At 35.0% G+C, this 14,469-nt stretch carries 19 protein-coding genes and 1 pseudogene; 17 read left to right on the top strand and 3 right to left on the bottom strand.

Going from position 1 to position 14,469, the window contains the following annotated elements:
* From C7H19_RS23795 to C7H19_RS23735, 14 genes and pseudogenes are all read left to right on the top strand, one after another.
* Positions 1-340 (top strand): annotated as a pseudogene (locus tag C7H19_RS23795) (hypothetical protein); the annotation flags it as partial.
* Positions 341-734: 394 nt separating this feature from the next.
* The gene (locus tag C7H19_RS23790; protein ID WP_181280724.1) at positions 735-1,343 is read left to right on the top strand and encodes a hypothetical protein; all 609 of its coding nucleotides are present in this window, start codon (positions 735-737) and stop codon (positions 1,341-1,343) included.
* A gap of 67 nt (positions 1,344-1,410) precedes the next feature.
* Positions 1,411-1,770 carry a hypothetical protein gene (locus tag C7H19_RS23785; RefSeq protein ID WP_106459397.1) on the top strand — a complete coding sequence of 120 codons (360 nt, stop codon included), beginning with the start codon at positions 1,411-1,413 and terminating at the stop codon, positions 1,768-1,770.
* Between the two features lie 73 nt (positions 1,771-1,843).
* Positions 1,844-2,182 carry a hypothetical protein gene (locus C7H19_RS23780; RefSeq protein ID WP_106459396.1) on the top strand — a complete coding sequence of 113 codons (339 nt, stop codon included), beginning with the start codon at positions 1,844-1,846 and terminating at the stop codon, positions 2,180-2,182.
* A 60-nt stretch (positions 2,183-2,242) separates the two neighbouring features.
* Positions 2,243-2,743 (top strand): hypothetical protein, encoded by a 501-nt coding sequence (locus C7H19_RS23775; protein ID WP_106459395.1) that lies wholly within the window; start codon positions 2,243-2,245, stop codon positions 2,741-2,743.
* 23 nt (positions 2,744-2,766) lie between these two features.
* The gene (locus C7H19_RS23770) at positions 2,767-3,036 is read left to right on the top strand and encodes a hypothetical protein (protein ID WP_106459394.1); all 270 of its coding nucleotides are present in this window, start codon (positions 2,767-2,769) and stop codon (positions 3,034-3,036) included.
* A gap of 61 nt (positions 3,037-3,097) precedes the next feature.
* Entirely contained in the window at positions 3,098-3,451 is a 354-nt protein-coding gene (locus C7H19_RS23765; protein WP_106459393.1) for a hypothetical protein, read from the top strand.
* 635 nt (positions 3,452-4,086) lie between these two features.
* Positions 4,087-4,593, top strand: a complete 507-nt coding sequence (locus tag C7H19_RS23760) for a hypothetical protein (protein ID WP_106459392.1) — start codon at positions 4,087-4,089, stop codon at positions 4,591-4,593.
* A gap of 14 nt (positions 4,594-4,607) precedes the next feature.
* Complete coding sequence (locus C7H19_RS23755) at positions 4,608-5,057, top strand: hypothetical protein (protein ID WP_106459391.1); 450 nt, start codon at positions 4,608-4,610, stop codon at positions 5,055-5,057.
* Between the two features lie 358 nt (positions 5,058-5,415).
* The gene (locus tag C7H19_RS23750; protein WP_106459390.1) at positions 5,416-6,549 is read left to right on the top strand and encodes a T4 RnlA family RNA ligase; all 1,134 of its coding nucleotides are present in this window, start codon (positions 5,416-5,418) and stop codon (positions 6,547-6,549) included.
* Positions 6,550-6,588: 39 nt separating this feature from the next.
* Positions 6,589-7,029: a hypothetical protein gene (locus C7H19_RS23745; RefSeq protein WP_106459389.1), complete on the top strand. Its 441-nt coding sequence runs from the start codon at positions 6,589-6,591 to the stop codon at positions 7,027-7,029.
* Entirely contained in the window at positions 7,004-7,753 is a 750-nt protein-coding gene (locus tag C7H19_RS23740) for a hypothetical protein (protein WP_106459388.1), read from the top strand. Before C7H19_RS23745 ends, C7H19_RS23740 begins: the two co-directional genes overlap by 26 nt.
* Before the next feature lie 104 nt (positions 7,754-7,857).
* Positions 7,858-8,034: a hypothetical protein gene (locus C7H19_RS25990; RefSeq protein ID WP_181280723.1), complete on the top strand. Its 177-nt coding sequence runs from the start codon at positions 7,858-7,860 to the stop codon at positions 8,032-8,034.
* 442 nt (positions 8,035-8,476) lie between these two features.
* The gene (locus tag C7H19_RS23735) at positions 8,477-9,058 is read left to right on the top strand and encodes an AlbA family DNA-binding domain-containing protein (RefSeq protein WP_106459387.1); all 582 of its coding nucleotides are present in this window, start codon (positions 8,477-8,479) and stop codon (positions 9,056-9,058) included.
* A gap of 1,045 nt (positions 9,059-10,103) precedes the next feature.
* Here the strand turns inward: C7H19_RS23735 and C7H19_RS23730 are convergent.
* Entirely contained in the window at positions 10,104-10,349 is a 246-nt protein-coding gene (locus C7H19_RS23730) for a hypothetical protein (protein ID WP_106459386.1), read from the bottom strand.
* Between the two features lie 689 nt (positions 10,350-11,038).
* Between C7H19_RS23730 and C7H19_RS23725 the strand changes: the two genes are divergently transcribed.
* From C7H19_RS23725 to C7H19_RS25985, 3 genes are all read left to right on the top strand, one after another.
* Positions 11,039-11,530 (top strand): hypothetical protein, encoded by a 492-nt coding sequence (locus C7H19_RS23725; protein ID WP_106459385.1) that lies wholly within the window; start codon positions 11,039-11,041, stop codon positions 11,528-11,530.
* 482 nt (positions 11,531-12,012) lie between these two features.
* The gene (locus C7H19_RS26585; RefSeq protein ID WP_219907736.1) at positions 12,013-12,177 is read left to right on the top strand and encodes a hypothetical protein; all 165 of its coding nucleotides are present in this window, start codon (positions 12,013-12,015) and stop codon (positions 12,175-12,177) included.
* Positions 12,178-12,332: 155 nt separating this feature from the next.
* A complete protein-coding gene (locus tag C7H19_RS25985; protein ID WP_181280722.1) occupies positions 12,333-12,500 on the top strand; it encodes a hypothetical protein in 168 nt (55 codons plus the stop codon).
* Positions 12,501-12,693: 193 nt separating this feature from the next.
* Here C7H19_RS25985 and C7H19_RS23715 read toward each other — a convergent pair whose 3' ends face one another.
* Complete coding sequence (locus C7H19_RS23715; RefSeq protein ID WP_106459384.1) at positions 12,694-13,314, bottom strand: hypothetical protein; 621 nt, start codon at positions 13,312-13,314, stop codon at positions 12,694-12,696.
* Positions 13,315-13,665: 351 nt separating this feature from the next.
* A complete protein-coding gene (locus C7H19_RS23710) occupies positions 13,666-13,986 on the bottom strand; it encodes a hypothetical protein (protein WP_106459383.1) in 321 nt (106 codons plus the stop codon).
* Positions 13,987-14,469 lie beyond the last annotated feature (483 nt).

Genomic DNA, 14,469 nt, shown 5'->3' with positions numbered 1-14,469 from the left:
CTCACAATTACTTAGCTATGTTAGTGATCGCAGCGATAACAATTTGGTTATGATTTATGTTTGCAGACACGCCCTAGATTCTTTGATAGATCAAACTCCCGACTTTAGTGGTGCTGAGATTAAATCTGTTGTTGAAGACGCAGCCATCAACGCCTTTTATGAAGGAAAAAAGATTAGCTACGAAGATTTAAAGAACGCAATTACTAAAACAATCCCTCTTGCTTTAACAAAAGCAGAACAGATTCAATCCATTCGGAATTGGGCAGCAACCTCAGCAAGAACAGCATCTACAATTACCACAAACCAAAAAGGAAGCCGTCAGATTAATATGCTTCAATAAGTGACTTCTTTTTCAACAAATGATAATCATTTAAAAAGAGTTTATAAAAATAAATTTATAGACTCTTTTTAAAAAACATTACAGCCTTTTTTAGCTAAATGAGTTACAATAGTAACAATGAATAAACCAATTTTAAATGTTTTGAAGAGTAACTAGATTAATAGCATCAGTAATCGTATTTTCTAGAACTTCATTCTTGCTGTACTGAACTCTCTCCATTTTAATCAGTTCCAATAATTTTTCGTAAATCAGAACATTTTAGCTTTTATTACAATTTACTGTAATTATGTTTAGATACAGAATTAAAAGACAATCAAGAGCAAAAACAAATAATTGTTTAAACAATAGTCAACTTCTCGAAATTTTCCGAAAAGTCGTAGTAGAGACATACTACTTGCAAAAACAGGAACCAACGTGCTTGATCATCTTAATAATCAATCATCAAAGTACACAAAAACCTATTATTAACTTAATTAGGTCAATAATTAATCAGATTGCAGTTAAAAAGCTTAACCAACCTATTTTTAGTCAATGCACTCCAAGCCGTATAGCACAAACCAATCTTTACAACAGGATTTACCAAATTACTCAAGAATACGATTTTTCACCAATTAAAGCTCAAAAACTAACTGATGAGCTAATTCAATTTTTCATTAAAACAATCAAAATTATTGCTCAAGATTTAATTGAGACTATTCGAACTAACACTCTAAAAAACTGGCTAGAAGACCCAGAATTAATTGAATGGCTACATCAAAAATGGAACGTAGACGGCGAGGAGCAATTAACTAAGAAATACTTAAAACAAATTCAATTACTATTACTATCAAATTTATCACAAAGCCAGATTATAGTCGTCAGCTTTTGTGCATCAACTACTCTAATTGGTTTTGATGCAAATAAATTACAGTTATGGACTAAACAAACCGAAAAAATTGGTAGTGCAACATTACACAATATTGTTTATTGGCCCAAATCATTAAAACACTTTTATAATTTATAACGAAAAGATTAAGAAATGGAATACGCTGGCGCGTCAATAATAAAAAATTATTTAGCTTTAAAAAGTTATGGTTGATTTTAGAAAAGCAGTACAAGAAAAACAAATAAAAAACGGTTACTGTTCTCTTCCACAGAGCAGTTATGCCACAGTAAAAGGAAAACGCATTAACTGTGTAACAAATCAAGCAACAGAAGTAGATCTACCCTATCTAATCATCTTAGAAGATCACCAAGCGATTTTAAAATTTTTAAATGGTGTAACAGGAGCAGAAGCATACTACATCAACGAGAAACTTTTTGCAATTTGTGAAAAACAAACAGAGGCAAAAAGCCTCTGTGCAGGAACACCCCAGAGATGGGATCGCTTGACAATTCCAATAAAATCCTTAGAAAAGATTTTATTAGATTATAAATATTTTCACCGTTGAAATCATTTATCCTCCTCTATTAGGGGAAAACAAGCATCAAAAAATAAACAAACTTTAAAACAAGGAGAAATTTATGCTTTTTGAATTAACCCTCTACTTAATTTGTTTTTGTAGCGGTTGTCTCGCACTTTATAAACCAACTGAAATTCTCAATACACCGCCTTTTCAGGATACACATAGCCCTTGTCATACCTCCGTTTCCCTTAAGAACGTGGTTTCTTCAAATAACTTCGATAACTTTTACGATGCTCTCAAAGAGAGTTTAAAAGAAGAAAAAAGGCTAACTGAATATACAATCAATGAGCTAAGAAAACACATCAAAGATCACCAGTTACTATCAATAATCAAAACTAGAACAGGCAAAAATTTGACTCACTGTACTAAAGCAGAATTATTGGCTATCCTAACCTAAAACAAAATTAAAAAATTCCACAACTTGTAGAATTGTCTATTTTAGAGAAATAACAATGGCATGAACAATAAAACAATCACGATTCGCCCAACCATTCTTGAACCAGGCCCCGATATGGTTCCCATTAAAATCCAAAACTTTCCCACACTTGGAACACCCCGTTTTTATGAGCGTCGCTATCATAATTTCTGGAATCTGATAGTCCTTCCTATTGGCGATCATCTTTTTGAGTTTGAATACAAAGCCGCTTACGATGGGGATCTACCCGATCCAAAAAACTCTCAAATTATTTTTAACAAAACAAAAAAACCTGAAACAAAATGTATTAGAAGGAAAGAACAGATTTACCAGCTTCCATCGCCCTATAAATCATATCCTATCTGGGCTTATTGTACTTACCCAATCCAGAACGATCTGATCCTCTGCCCAAAAGATGAAATTCTTTACCCCCTGGCGTGTTTCTGGACATTATGGGGGGACGATGGCAATGAAAACTTATACTCAACTCTCGATAAAAATGGTTTACCAACCAAAGTATACATTGAATTTTCTTGTCATTAACTAAATAATCAGAAGTTAGTATAATGAAAAAAGCTTACCCAGACCTTGATTATTCTAACGAAGTTGTTGCAGCTTTCCTCCAACAATTTCCCGATCTTCCTTTCTCCATAAGCAACTTAAATATACACGTTGAAGTAGCCCGCGTCGTCGATAATAGCGTCGAGGTAGTGTGGTTATATTTTGATTCAAAACTAAAAGACAAAAACTTAAGTAAAAACAGAAGATTTAAAACTGTTATCGATAACGATTTCTGGTTAGAACAGCAAAAAATGATTACAGAAGCTAACCAGTAAACAACTAGCTGTTTAATGTAAAAGCATTGTAGATAAATATTTTTGTACTATAATATTCATTATGCCTAATCCTTTTGTTTCCGTACTTATAGCACAGCTTGGCGGTTATTGTCGCCTTAGAACCTTCATCGGAGCTTATGCTTTTGTTCAATCAGAACAAATACTTTCTTTTAAATTCAAAAGTTCTAAACACTTCAATTGCTGTAGCATTTCTCTCAATGATTCTGACCTTTATGATATTATTTTATATAAATTGGTCAAAAAAGATGGACTTATTCAAGAAATGGAAAATGCCACTGTTGAGGTCAAAAATGTCTACTGCGATCAACTCGTTCCCACTTTCACCGAACACACGGGTTTGTTCCTATTTTTTACCAAAGAGCAAGAGCAAGCTCATCTTACAAGATTTGGTTAAATTAAAATTCATTTCACAAAGAATAGAGAAAAAATTATGGCTTTTAAATTAACTCGAACTATCTATAATGAATGGTTAATTGAAAACGGCTACACGAAGAATCTCTAATTGTCCTTTAAAGACTTGTTTGCTCAGTTTTAAAGACTTAATGCTTAAGTAATGACAGAATAACGGTTTTGAAGCCATCTTACGATTGTGAATTGTCTCAAACCTTATTATTTCGTTAAACAAATAGCAGTTATCTCTTTAAATTCTATCCTTCAAAGAAGCTAATCATAACTGAGCTTCAAATCGTTAGAATGCTTACCCAAAAGGTGTTTCCTCTAGAACCGCTTCAAAAGCAATAAGTCTTTAAATTGAGCAGTTACCTCGTTAATGTACACTAATCATGGCTAATTGTGATTAATTGCTTATTAGAAGCGATCGCTGTAGCTACTTGGTATGAGTCCCAAGGTTTTCCGCCTCTTGCCGATAAATTCGGCTTTCTCAATCGAACAACGTACTAATCCTCCTCCCTATCCAAACATATCCGAAAGCAGCGCAAGATCCCTGCCTTTACCGACATTTATGTAGAATTGATGAGTGGTAAAATATATTTAAAGATTCAGACAATTTCCATTTTAGGTTGATCAATTATGGAAGATCAAGAATTAATCACTATCGCTCGACAGAATGCCGAAAAATTGGAGGTCAATTCAGACAATCCTAATGAGGCAATTTTAAAAACGCTATTACTATGCTTTGCGAAATTGGTAGAGCAAGGTAAACCAAAAGAGGAAGTTTTCGCTGCCCTCGGACAACTTAATCATGAAACCATCTTTGTGAGTCTTGCTCGTAAATATTCTAGATGGGAGAAGCAAGGAGATTTTAAGAGCGATAGTATAGACAATGAAGAAGAGATAGAAAAAACTGAAGAAGATTTAGAGTGGGAGAAACATCAAGCTAGATCAAGTGCTTATATTCGTAGACAAGCCGCTTTATTTGATGCTTTACCAAAAGAACGCCTTTTACCTTATAAAGATCAATATGTCTTTTTTGAGGAAGATGAAATTAAGGATTACGATAAAGATCGTGAAGACTTAATTGATCGGGTGTATGAAACGGTAGGTTACAGAGCTATTTTTGTTCATAAAGTTGTGTAAGGAGAATTAAGCTATTGTTATCAGGAGATAGTTTGTTTTATGAATTTGATTATCAAAGAATATCTGGTAACCCTAACATTCCTCTGGCTCCTATAGTAGATGTTAAGTTAAAAAGTCGCAATAGTATTTTTGGAATAGTGATTAATGAGTTTGGTTTGATAGATACTGGTGCTGATGTAACTCTTGTCCCAATGTCAATAATAGCTAAACTCAGATTAGAACCGACTGATAATGTTGATTATTCTTTAATTCCAAAAAGTTTAAGTAAACATAGATTGGCTGATAATGCCTACTCTTTGTTACTAAGTTTTGGTGATAGCAACTATTTTAGGATGACAGTTTGGGGTTTAAAGGTAAAAGAAAGTTTGGTTATTATTGGCAGAGATTTGCTAAATATTGGCTTTAATGTTAATTTTGATGGCAAAAACTTTAAAACTGAAATTCGGTATGGTTTAGATAATTAGTAGTTTTGAGTTTTGCTTCAATAAGTTTTTGTTTAAAAAGAAAAATAAGAGGCTATCATGAGCAAAAAAAATAACTTCAGAAAAACGTGGAAAAGGCTTACTGGGCTAGGCGAAGAATTTTGTGTATCTCTTGGTTCTGGACTCGAATTACTTATAGTTTAAGAAAATGGTTGATGCTCTTAGCTACCTATATAGCAGGTGTAAGTGGTCTAGGTTTGCTTTTAAAGTTTTAAATCTTGCTTAATTTTTGTCACTACCAACAAATAAAAATCGTAAGCCATCCCCTGAATTAATTCAGGAGTTTTAGCTAAAAACTAAAGCCAGAAACATTTCGCAGTAATTGTTTTCATTAAATTTCATGACTTATTCAAACAAACATCCAGCCAGAAATATTGATTTTACCACGCTAGAAGCGCAGCTACAAAACGAAGTCAAAAACAAAAATGTTTACGAAGTGCAAAAAGAATCTCTCTCCCTTTATTGCTACACAAATCGTTGTGTTTATCATCGTCTTTGGAATGAATGGAATATCCTTGCCAGAGGATTGATCCTTGATCGCGCACAAAAACAAGTTATTGCAACTCCCTTCCCAAAATTCTTTAATTTTGGAGAGTTAAGCTATGATCTTCCCAACGAACCGTTTGAAGCTTATACTAAAATGGATGGCAGCTTAGGGATTGCCTATTTCTATCAAGACAATTGGCATCTTGCAACCAAAGGAGAATTCAACTCAACGCAAGCTATTTGGGGAAGTGAACAATTACATTTACTAGATCTATCATTCCTTGAACCAGGGACAACTTATTTGTTTGAATTAGTCTACCCTGAGAATCAAATTGTCATTAGATACCCCTTTAAAGGTTTAATATTATTAGCAGCGTATCAGAATGTTGGCTATGAGTTAGACTATTATCAGTTAGCTTCTTTAGCAACAAAACTAGGTATTAAAGTGGTCGAACAAATCGAAGCTAATTCAATTTCATCAGTTTTAGAAAAAGCTTCACTCTTAGAGCAAACTTCAGAAGGATTTGTGCTTCGTTTCATTAACACTGGACTTAGACTAAAAATTAAAGGTAGCGAGTATTGTCGGATTCATAAATTAATCTCAGGGATCACTCCTCTTGGCATTTGGAAATATTTGAAAGATGGTGCTGACCTCGAATTGATTAGACAAGAGATATCTGAAGAATACTGGGAAGACTTTGAGCAAATTCAGGAACTTCTAAGCAAACAACTTAAAGTATTAATTGCTCAGATTGAAGATTACCATCAACATTACTCAAGTTTTTCAGATCAAGAATTAGGATTAATTTTTAATTCTTTACCAGATTTAGCTAAAAAATTTGTTTTTGCCAGACGCAAAGAGGGTAGAGATTGGCATCAATCAGTTAAAATAAAAGAGAAATTATACGCCTTGATTCGCCCAATTAATAATGAGCTTATCGGCTACTCCGAAAGCAGACAATTACAACAAGCAAAACTAGATAGTTAAATTTTGCTTAAATTAAAATAGTACAAGCCTTAAAAAAATATGAATATTTGGAATTATCGATATTTCAACTCGGTTTTAGTTGAGTGTGGCTATGACGATCAAGGTAAGCCAGACTCATACTTCAAACATCTTTTCTTAACTGATGAATACGATAAAATAGTAAAAGTTTGGACAACTGAATGGCAAAAAGAAAAAGAAGGATATACGATCCAACCTCAAGAAATTATAGTTATTCAAGAAGATGGGACAGAAACAATTGAAATCGCTCCTTCTGAACCAATAATCATTCCTCCTGAAGATGTTGGAACTCTCGATGATTATATTAAAGCAAAAATGGCGCACGACTGGAAAGAGTTAACTGACGCTATTGTAGAAGCAATTTGGTACGAAGAACAAGGGTTTCCTTCTTTAGCAGATGAGTTTTCAAAACAAATTGAAAGGAGAATCAGCATCAATGAATTTAGAAATATCGAAGATTAATTTAGTTTTAGAACAATTGAAAAACCAAGACCCTAAATTAAAAATCAAAACTTTTGCTTCTCCTAAAAGTTTTATCGATTACCTAATAAAAACGAAAGTTAGGAGTAATTGGTTAGCTTGGAGAGATCAAGCAATCTTAATTTTTATTCAAATCCAATTATCTACTTTAATTGGATACACGATCTATGAATCAACCATTAAGGAATTTCCGACTGTCAATAAGGATGTTTTATTCCTGCTTATTTTATTAATTGTCTATTGGCCTCTAATCAGCTTTCCTGAAAAAATTCTTAAACAACCTTTAGAGCTACTTTTAAAACCAATCGGCTTTAAATTTACTGCTGTCAGCGATCTCATTCCCTCGAAACGAGTTGAAAGAGCGATAGAAGAACTAAAATGTAACAACAAACTAACACACAGGTATTTTCTCAAACGCAACTATCAAAATTTCTCTCGTCAAGGTTTTTATATCATTGTCAGAGATGAACTTATTGCTCATTCTAATTATCAATATATTGATGAAATAAAATTAGAATATTTAATTGATCAAATATGTTTATTATCTTTAACAGATCGACTTAAGGACTACCAGTTTTATCTAAGTGATTCAACGACGTTAAACGTTATTTTACCTCCCGTCATGAAAGAGCCTCGCTTTCACTTGACTAATGGAACTCCTGTCACTGAATATAGTGATGGATTCAAAATTCACATTAAAGAATAAAATAATATTCCAATTTTAACCAATTCTTTAAATTAATTAGTTCTCTAATCATTAATTTCAAAAAAATTAATGAAATTTTCGTCATTCTGTAGCTTTATTCAATCATGAAAGCTAACATTTACGCTCAAATTAAAACAATAGTACCATTAGAGATCGATTATATCAATTTTCCAGAAGGGACATTGGGAGCAGTTGTAGAAGTTTATACCAATCCTGAAAGATATGCGGTAGATTTAGCAATTCCAGATGAGCATATTAGACGAACATTACAAAGACCCTAAACGTCTATCAAATGACAATTATCCCGACCCGAATGCCAATTACAAACCTAATAGTATCGTCTTGTAAATAAATTATTAAGCGAACTAGCTAGGTTATCATGCCATTCATAACCTCCCATAAAGTATTGCCACTTATAATGCCATTATTTACCTAAAATCGAAGGATTTGTAATTGTCGTTTTGGGTCTGAGTAATTGACGCTTAATAACGTCGATTACAAACTCTTTATATTTATCTAAATATCGGTATTATAGACAATGATAGCTTATAAAACGGAATCAATAGCTTGTAACCTTGTTTAACTTGAACAACTTCTAATTAACCAGATTATACTATTAAGTTTGTAATCGTCGTTTGGGTCTTTGTAATCGACATTTGATACTTTTTCTCTTTGCTTGTTAGAATAATACAATTGTATTAAACATAAAATTCAAGAATCGCTATGAATAACTTACCTGCTTGGACAGATAGTTTACTATCTCAGCAACTTTCTTCTTTACGAGAAAAAGGCGAGGGTCAAACCTTAGAATTTAAGGTAGATTTTCCTGCTCAAGCTCATGATTTAGCTAAAGAAATAGCTGCTTTTGCTACGGCGGGAGGGGGCAAAATTTTAATAGGAATAGCTGATAATGGAGCTTTAATTGGATTAGAGGCTAAGGGGGCTATTGAGCGAGATAAATTAGTCGAACGAGCAAAGGGAATTGTTAGGACTGTTGAGCCAAAAGTCAAGAATGTTAATTTCAAGTTCGCTTTTGAAGAAGATATGATAGTTCTTTGTCTTGAAATACCCTCTCAAGTTGAACCTGTTTATTATTATGATCATCGTCCTTATATTCGAGATGGAAGAGATTCTCGTCCAGCAGAACCAGAAGAGGTTAAGGAATTATGTTTAGGATACTATCAATTGTGTGAATATCATAATCTTATAAATCTACAAACCAAACAGACACTTGAAAGTCAGAAAAGACTAAACGAAATTGCCGAGAAAAATTTAGAGCAAGTTTTAAACCGTCTTAATCGATAATCGAGCTTAATTACTTACTTGTTTCTCGGTTAGCTCTAGTGGTTAGTTGTCTCTGGAGTCACGGTAATCTCCGCTTCTAATTGATGTTGATTCACCCCTTCACCTTAGTTATCTTCACTGTCCCTGATTAGGGCGATCGTTTTAATCTGATACATCTACCAAGCGGAGAAGGCAGCTAAGGAACAGGGGATGTCTGGGAAAGACTATCTGTTTAAGGTGATGGGCTGGAAGCTTTCTGAGGGAAAACGTCCTAGATACTATCCGACTAACAAATAACCCTTTTTAAAACCAAAATAACTAAGCTAGTAATTTTTGACTGACAAAAGGGAATTCTAATGACAGTCCAACTCACCAAAAACTTAAAGTAACATGACTGAACTTTTTAAGGAAATAGTAGAAGCTTTAGAAAACTATCAAAAATTGAGTAACAAAACAATTTTAAGAAATTTAACTTTAGAAGAAAAAAATTTAATAAAAACTGACAATCGACATTCAGTTAATTATGAAAATTAAAAAGTTTCTCTAGAAGCTCTAAGAAACTATGAAGAAGCAGAAGAAGCACTAATCGAAGCTTTAAATAATTATATTGATGCTCGGATTGAAAAAAGTCTTAAGACAGTTTTTAGTCAAGTCGAAGGATTTGATAAAATATCCTTCGACTTGACCTAATGAATAAAATAATTAACTTAAACCTGCATTTTACACAGGTTTAAGTGTTTTGATTCAGCCTGTAACTTCACACCCCTACATCTTTCATAAGTCAACCTACCCCGCCGATATACACAGTCTTCTCGCTTTATTTCGAGTCGGCGCGGGTGCTGGTTAGATAATACTCTCCTAAAACCCCCTTGAAAGGGCTTCATAAAAATGTAGTCCTGTCACTTGGATGTCAAAGTAGTTATCTTTGATATTTTACTTATAATTCCTCTAAATCTATAGGAGGATACTTCTCTTTCCAATAAGTAGTTTCAGTCTCCATAAACTCTTTAGCATTAGTTCTTACTAAACCAGAGAGATCATTTCGATTCAACAATTCAAAAGCTTTTTATAAAAAATTAAACATCATTTGACAATCAGGACGTTGATAAAATAATGTTTCTTCTTTATCTCCAAATAAATAACCCTCTTGACCAAAAACTAACTGATACACATAGCAAGATTCATATACCAAATTTTCAAATTCATTTTCAGAGTTTTTCTGAAAAAGCTTTAGAAAATTATTTGAACTAAATTGCTTATAATACTCTAATTTCTCATTTAACTGCTCATTTAACTCATTTAATTCTTTCATCTTCGCTTTTTTATTAGTAATTACAGTTCTATAGTTTCCGAAAACTCTGTTTAAGTAACTGTGTCATGTCTTCGGTCTTTAATCGTCGCGGTTTATCTTCACAAAAGCAGCTCTAACTGTTCCCCTATAGTTCTGCTGTCGTGAGGACGATCGCCCTCTTTAACCCATCTCATCTTAAATTGTGCCAAAATAACTTGTTAGAACCGCACTTTTGCTCAGTAAATGCTGCCTCTTAATCAAAATCTGTATGAGTATATCTAAAGGTCTATCTTGCTGCAAAAAGAACTTTATTAGAAGGGCTTTTTACTAAGGATGGCTTTAAAAAAGTCCAGAATGCAATCGCACAAATTGAGGGTTAACAATGATTAAAAAAAATGATGAACGCTCCCGACTCGGTTGGGTATTGATATGACAGGGGCATTGCGAAAAAAATTTAACCTCGGTGAAAAACAATTTGAAAAGCCAAAACCGAAAAATAAAAATAAGGGGTTTGAACAATGATTCCTCTCTTAAAAATAAATCTTAATAATGATCGCTGCCTCAATCAAGAATTTTGATTAGAATGATCGCTGCTATCTTTGTGTATATACATCGGCTTGGTAGTTAACTTAGATGGAGGTGCTGGCTTTTTTTCAGGTTCTTTTTTTTGAGGCTCACTGTTTGATTTGCTAGAATTTTGGTTATTGCTCATGTCTAACGAAACAAATCCTAATGGGAATTCTAATCTTAGTTTAATTCACGAATATACAAAATGGGTGTTTGATTCAATAAGTAGCAGTGCTAACATTATCAACGGTAAGTTTACTACTGTCATCGGATTTAGTGGAATACTCTTACGCTTCGCTAGTGATTTACCAAATTGCAATGTATATTTTTCCTTTGCTAAGATTGGTATTTGCATTTTTTTAGTGCTTGCTATTATTTTTAGTGCGTTTGGAATAGCTCCTCATGAACGTGGTGCTATTGTTTCCCCAGAAGAACTCCGAAAAGATTATTACTATGGGCTAGACGAAGAATGTCGCCGCTACACAACGGATAATTTAATAGAAGCAGTTGAACAACTCAGGCAGTATAGAAATAGTAAAGCAAGTTATCTGTTTTGGGCTGTGATCTGTTTAGCAACTGCTACTGTTATTTTTGGTACTGATATTGCTTTAAGTTTTATCTGTCTTGATAAGTGATTTATGTCCCAACGATAACAATTTAACCTTAGCCTCATATTTCAAACGATGACAGACACGACGTAGCCAATACACTTTTAAATGAAGGTTAATCCTTACGTGTTTCTTTCTAAGATTTAAAGTAAGACTCCCGATTTAAGGACTGATCCTGATGATCTACAGCATGGGTGAAGCATTGAGCGTAGCCTTTTCCCGCAACTGTTGACATTACTGACTGGCTTTCCACAAGACCTGAAACCATTGCCCTCCGAAACGTCGAACTTGAGCCAAATTTTCAGAGGCGTGATGTAGACTTAGTTTGGACAACTCAGACCGATGAACTTTGGCTTGAAATCAAAGGCGAGCGCTGGCATCAGACGGGTAACTTCTTCTTCGAGACTCACAGTAACCTTGAAAGGGGAACTCCAGGCTGTTTCCTCTACACTGAAGCACATTGGCTGCTCTATTACTTCGTTAATCCCCGCACCCTCTAATGGCTACCCATGCCAGAGACGCGAGAATGGTTCATCTCCAATATCGAACAATTACGGGAACGTTCTACAACAACCCCAGTTAGAGAAGGTATTCGCTATACTACCGTTGGGCGTTTAGTTCCCATTCAAACCGTCTTGCGACAAGTCAAAGAAGTGAAACAGTACAAATTGTAAGGCGTTAATTGTCCTTTAGAACTGTCAACGAATCGTTGTCAAACCGTTTCTCCTGTCCTGTTCATTTTAAAACTTACGCACGGTTAGTCTTCTTTTGAAGACAACTCAAAAAGCGGTGCGCTCCGACTAAGCGAGGAGAAATTGAACACACTGAAGTGGGGCTGACTAAAAGTGAACTGTGCGATCGCCTCGGATTGATGATCTATCAAGTAGAGAAGGCAGTTAAAGAACAAGGGATGATGGGTAACGACTATCTGTTGAAGGTAACGGGCTGGAAGCCATCTCAGGGAAAGCGACCGAGGTATTTCCCATCCAAGCATTAGACTAAATAATCATCTTTTTCCCCATCTGCCTTCTGCTGGAAGCGATTTGACTCTTGAAAACTAAGGTTCTAGAGACTAATTTAAGAAAATGTAATTTTTAACGCCCACGTTCAGCGGCGGCCTACGATGCTTGATGATAAAGAGTACCCTCATTGGCCGTCCACTGCAACGTGATGTTCGGGTTCTTGTCGTTTCATAAGGCTTCTGCCGTAAACTGCTCTGCTATTACATACGACTGACCCATTAGTAGGACATGCAAATTCGATTCCTCCTTAATCCATTCAGTCCCATTCCAGTATACAGGCGTTCTTGGGTCAAGATGCGAAGTCGAAAACCCATAGCTTCGCATTACTTCTTCGTATGCTACGATGAGTTGCTCTGGCCCTTCGGCAAGCATTCCATAGCCTCCAGCAATCAAGGCTTTGAGGCTAACGTTTGGGTTCAAGAACCGATGAAATGGTATCCAGTCACCTATCATCTCCCGATGTTTGTCGTACAACGCTCCGACAACTGCAAGTGGATTTTCAGCCGTTCCGTAAAAAGAGGTTGAAGTTCGGAGCTGTTTGTGAGGCCAGAGTAGGACATGGCTATCAGTAAGCTCAAGGCCATCACAATATCCCATCAACAAAAAGTCTTCACGCACACCTGAGCAAATCACTTGCCAATAAGGGTGTACATTAGAACCTTCGTCGTCTGTTACATGCAACCATAGGCGTAAATTATCTTCCGCCCACTGGACACGAGTAACTGCTAAGGAGGAACCATAATCTTCAAAATCGATATTTCTGGCGATATCAAGTAGGTTTGTGATCATACTCAAAAGGAAGAAGCCGAACTATTTATTAAACCGAAAGTTTCTTGATATTCACCCTCTAAAGGGAGATATCTAGAATCTTTCAAAATATCATTCGCTATAAGTGTGATATCTAGAATCTTTCTATAGATTATCCCATTAAACTTTTGCAAACTCGCCCCACAACATGGTTTTCCCCTCCCCCTCGCTTTTTTCTAAGCCATCATACCCCGCTTATATACAAAAATCCTCACTTTGTTTCAAGTTGGGGCGGGGTACTGGTTAGGGGGTTTTAGGGGGAAACCCCCAATATGGCTGATGGGAAAGGAAAATTTTCTTTTTTCTGAAAAACCGAACTGATATCAATTAAAGTTAAAGATCGTATTGAGTTAGGAAAATTGCTACTAAAATTTTAAGATGAAAGAGAATACGATTTCCTAAGCAATCTGCTAGAGTCTCCGTTAAAAAAGGCTTAAATAACTCAGAATACTTTTTAAATGGTAGAGAAGCTGCTATTTCTGGAGACATCCCTTTGTTTAAATTCTCAACAATTTCATTAGCAATTTTTTGAGCCAGTAGCTCTAGTCCAACTTCTAGAATCTGATTAGGCTTAGAATAATTGTTCGGCTCGTTACTTGAAATAAATTTATTTGTTTTAGGTAAATTGCTGATTCTTTTAAAAAGATCTGACATTGAAAAACTAGATATTTAATTAAAATTCTTGACGATTCTAACCCAAATTTCTCGCTAATCCAGTGATTACGATCACTCTTAGCCATTCCCTGTTCAACAAGACTTTACAACTCTGGCCCAGTTTGGCATCTCCTGTAGAACTCGGTTTTTCCCACTTAAATAACTAGATTTGAGCATTCAGAAAGGAAATATTTTCTTTTCCCGAAGCCCGAAAAAGATCTCAGGCGAAGTGGTCATCTAACAGAAGCCGCTCGCCCTCTTTAAAAGAAAAGTTAGGCTTCCAGTAGATGAATGTGAGTTGGCGCATAAAATGAAACTGAGACAACGAAAATAGGTGGATTCAGACTTAGTTTGTCGCGCATAAAGTGAAACTTGTCGCGCATATAATGAAATTATTCCTCAAAAATAGGGCGTGTCTGCAAACCTGTTATACTGAGTAATATTACTCATCGTTAATTGTTTATATGACCGCGAGTGCTAACC

Source organism: Aphanothece hegewaldii CCALA 016 (assembly GCF_003007785.1).
GTDB lineage: Bacteria > Cyanobacteriota > Cyanobacteriia > Cyanobacteriales > Microcystaceae > Chroococcus > Chroococcus hegewaldii.
Note: the sequence above shows the minus strand (reverse complement) of the source record. Positions and strands in the feature narration are given on the sequence as shown.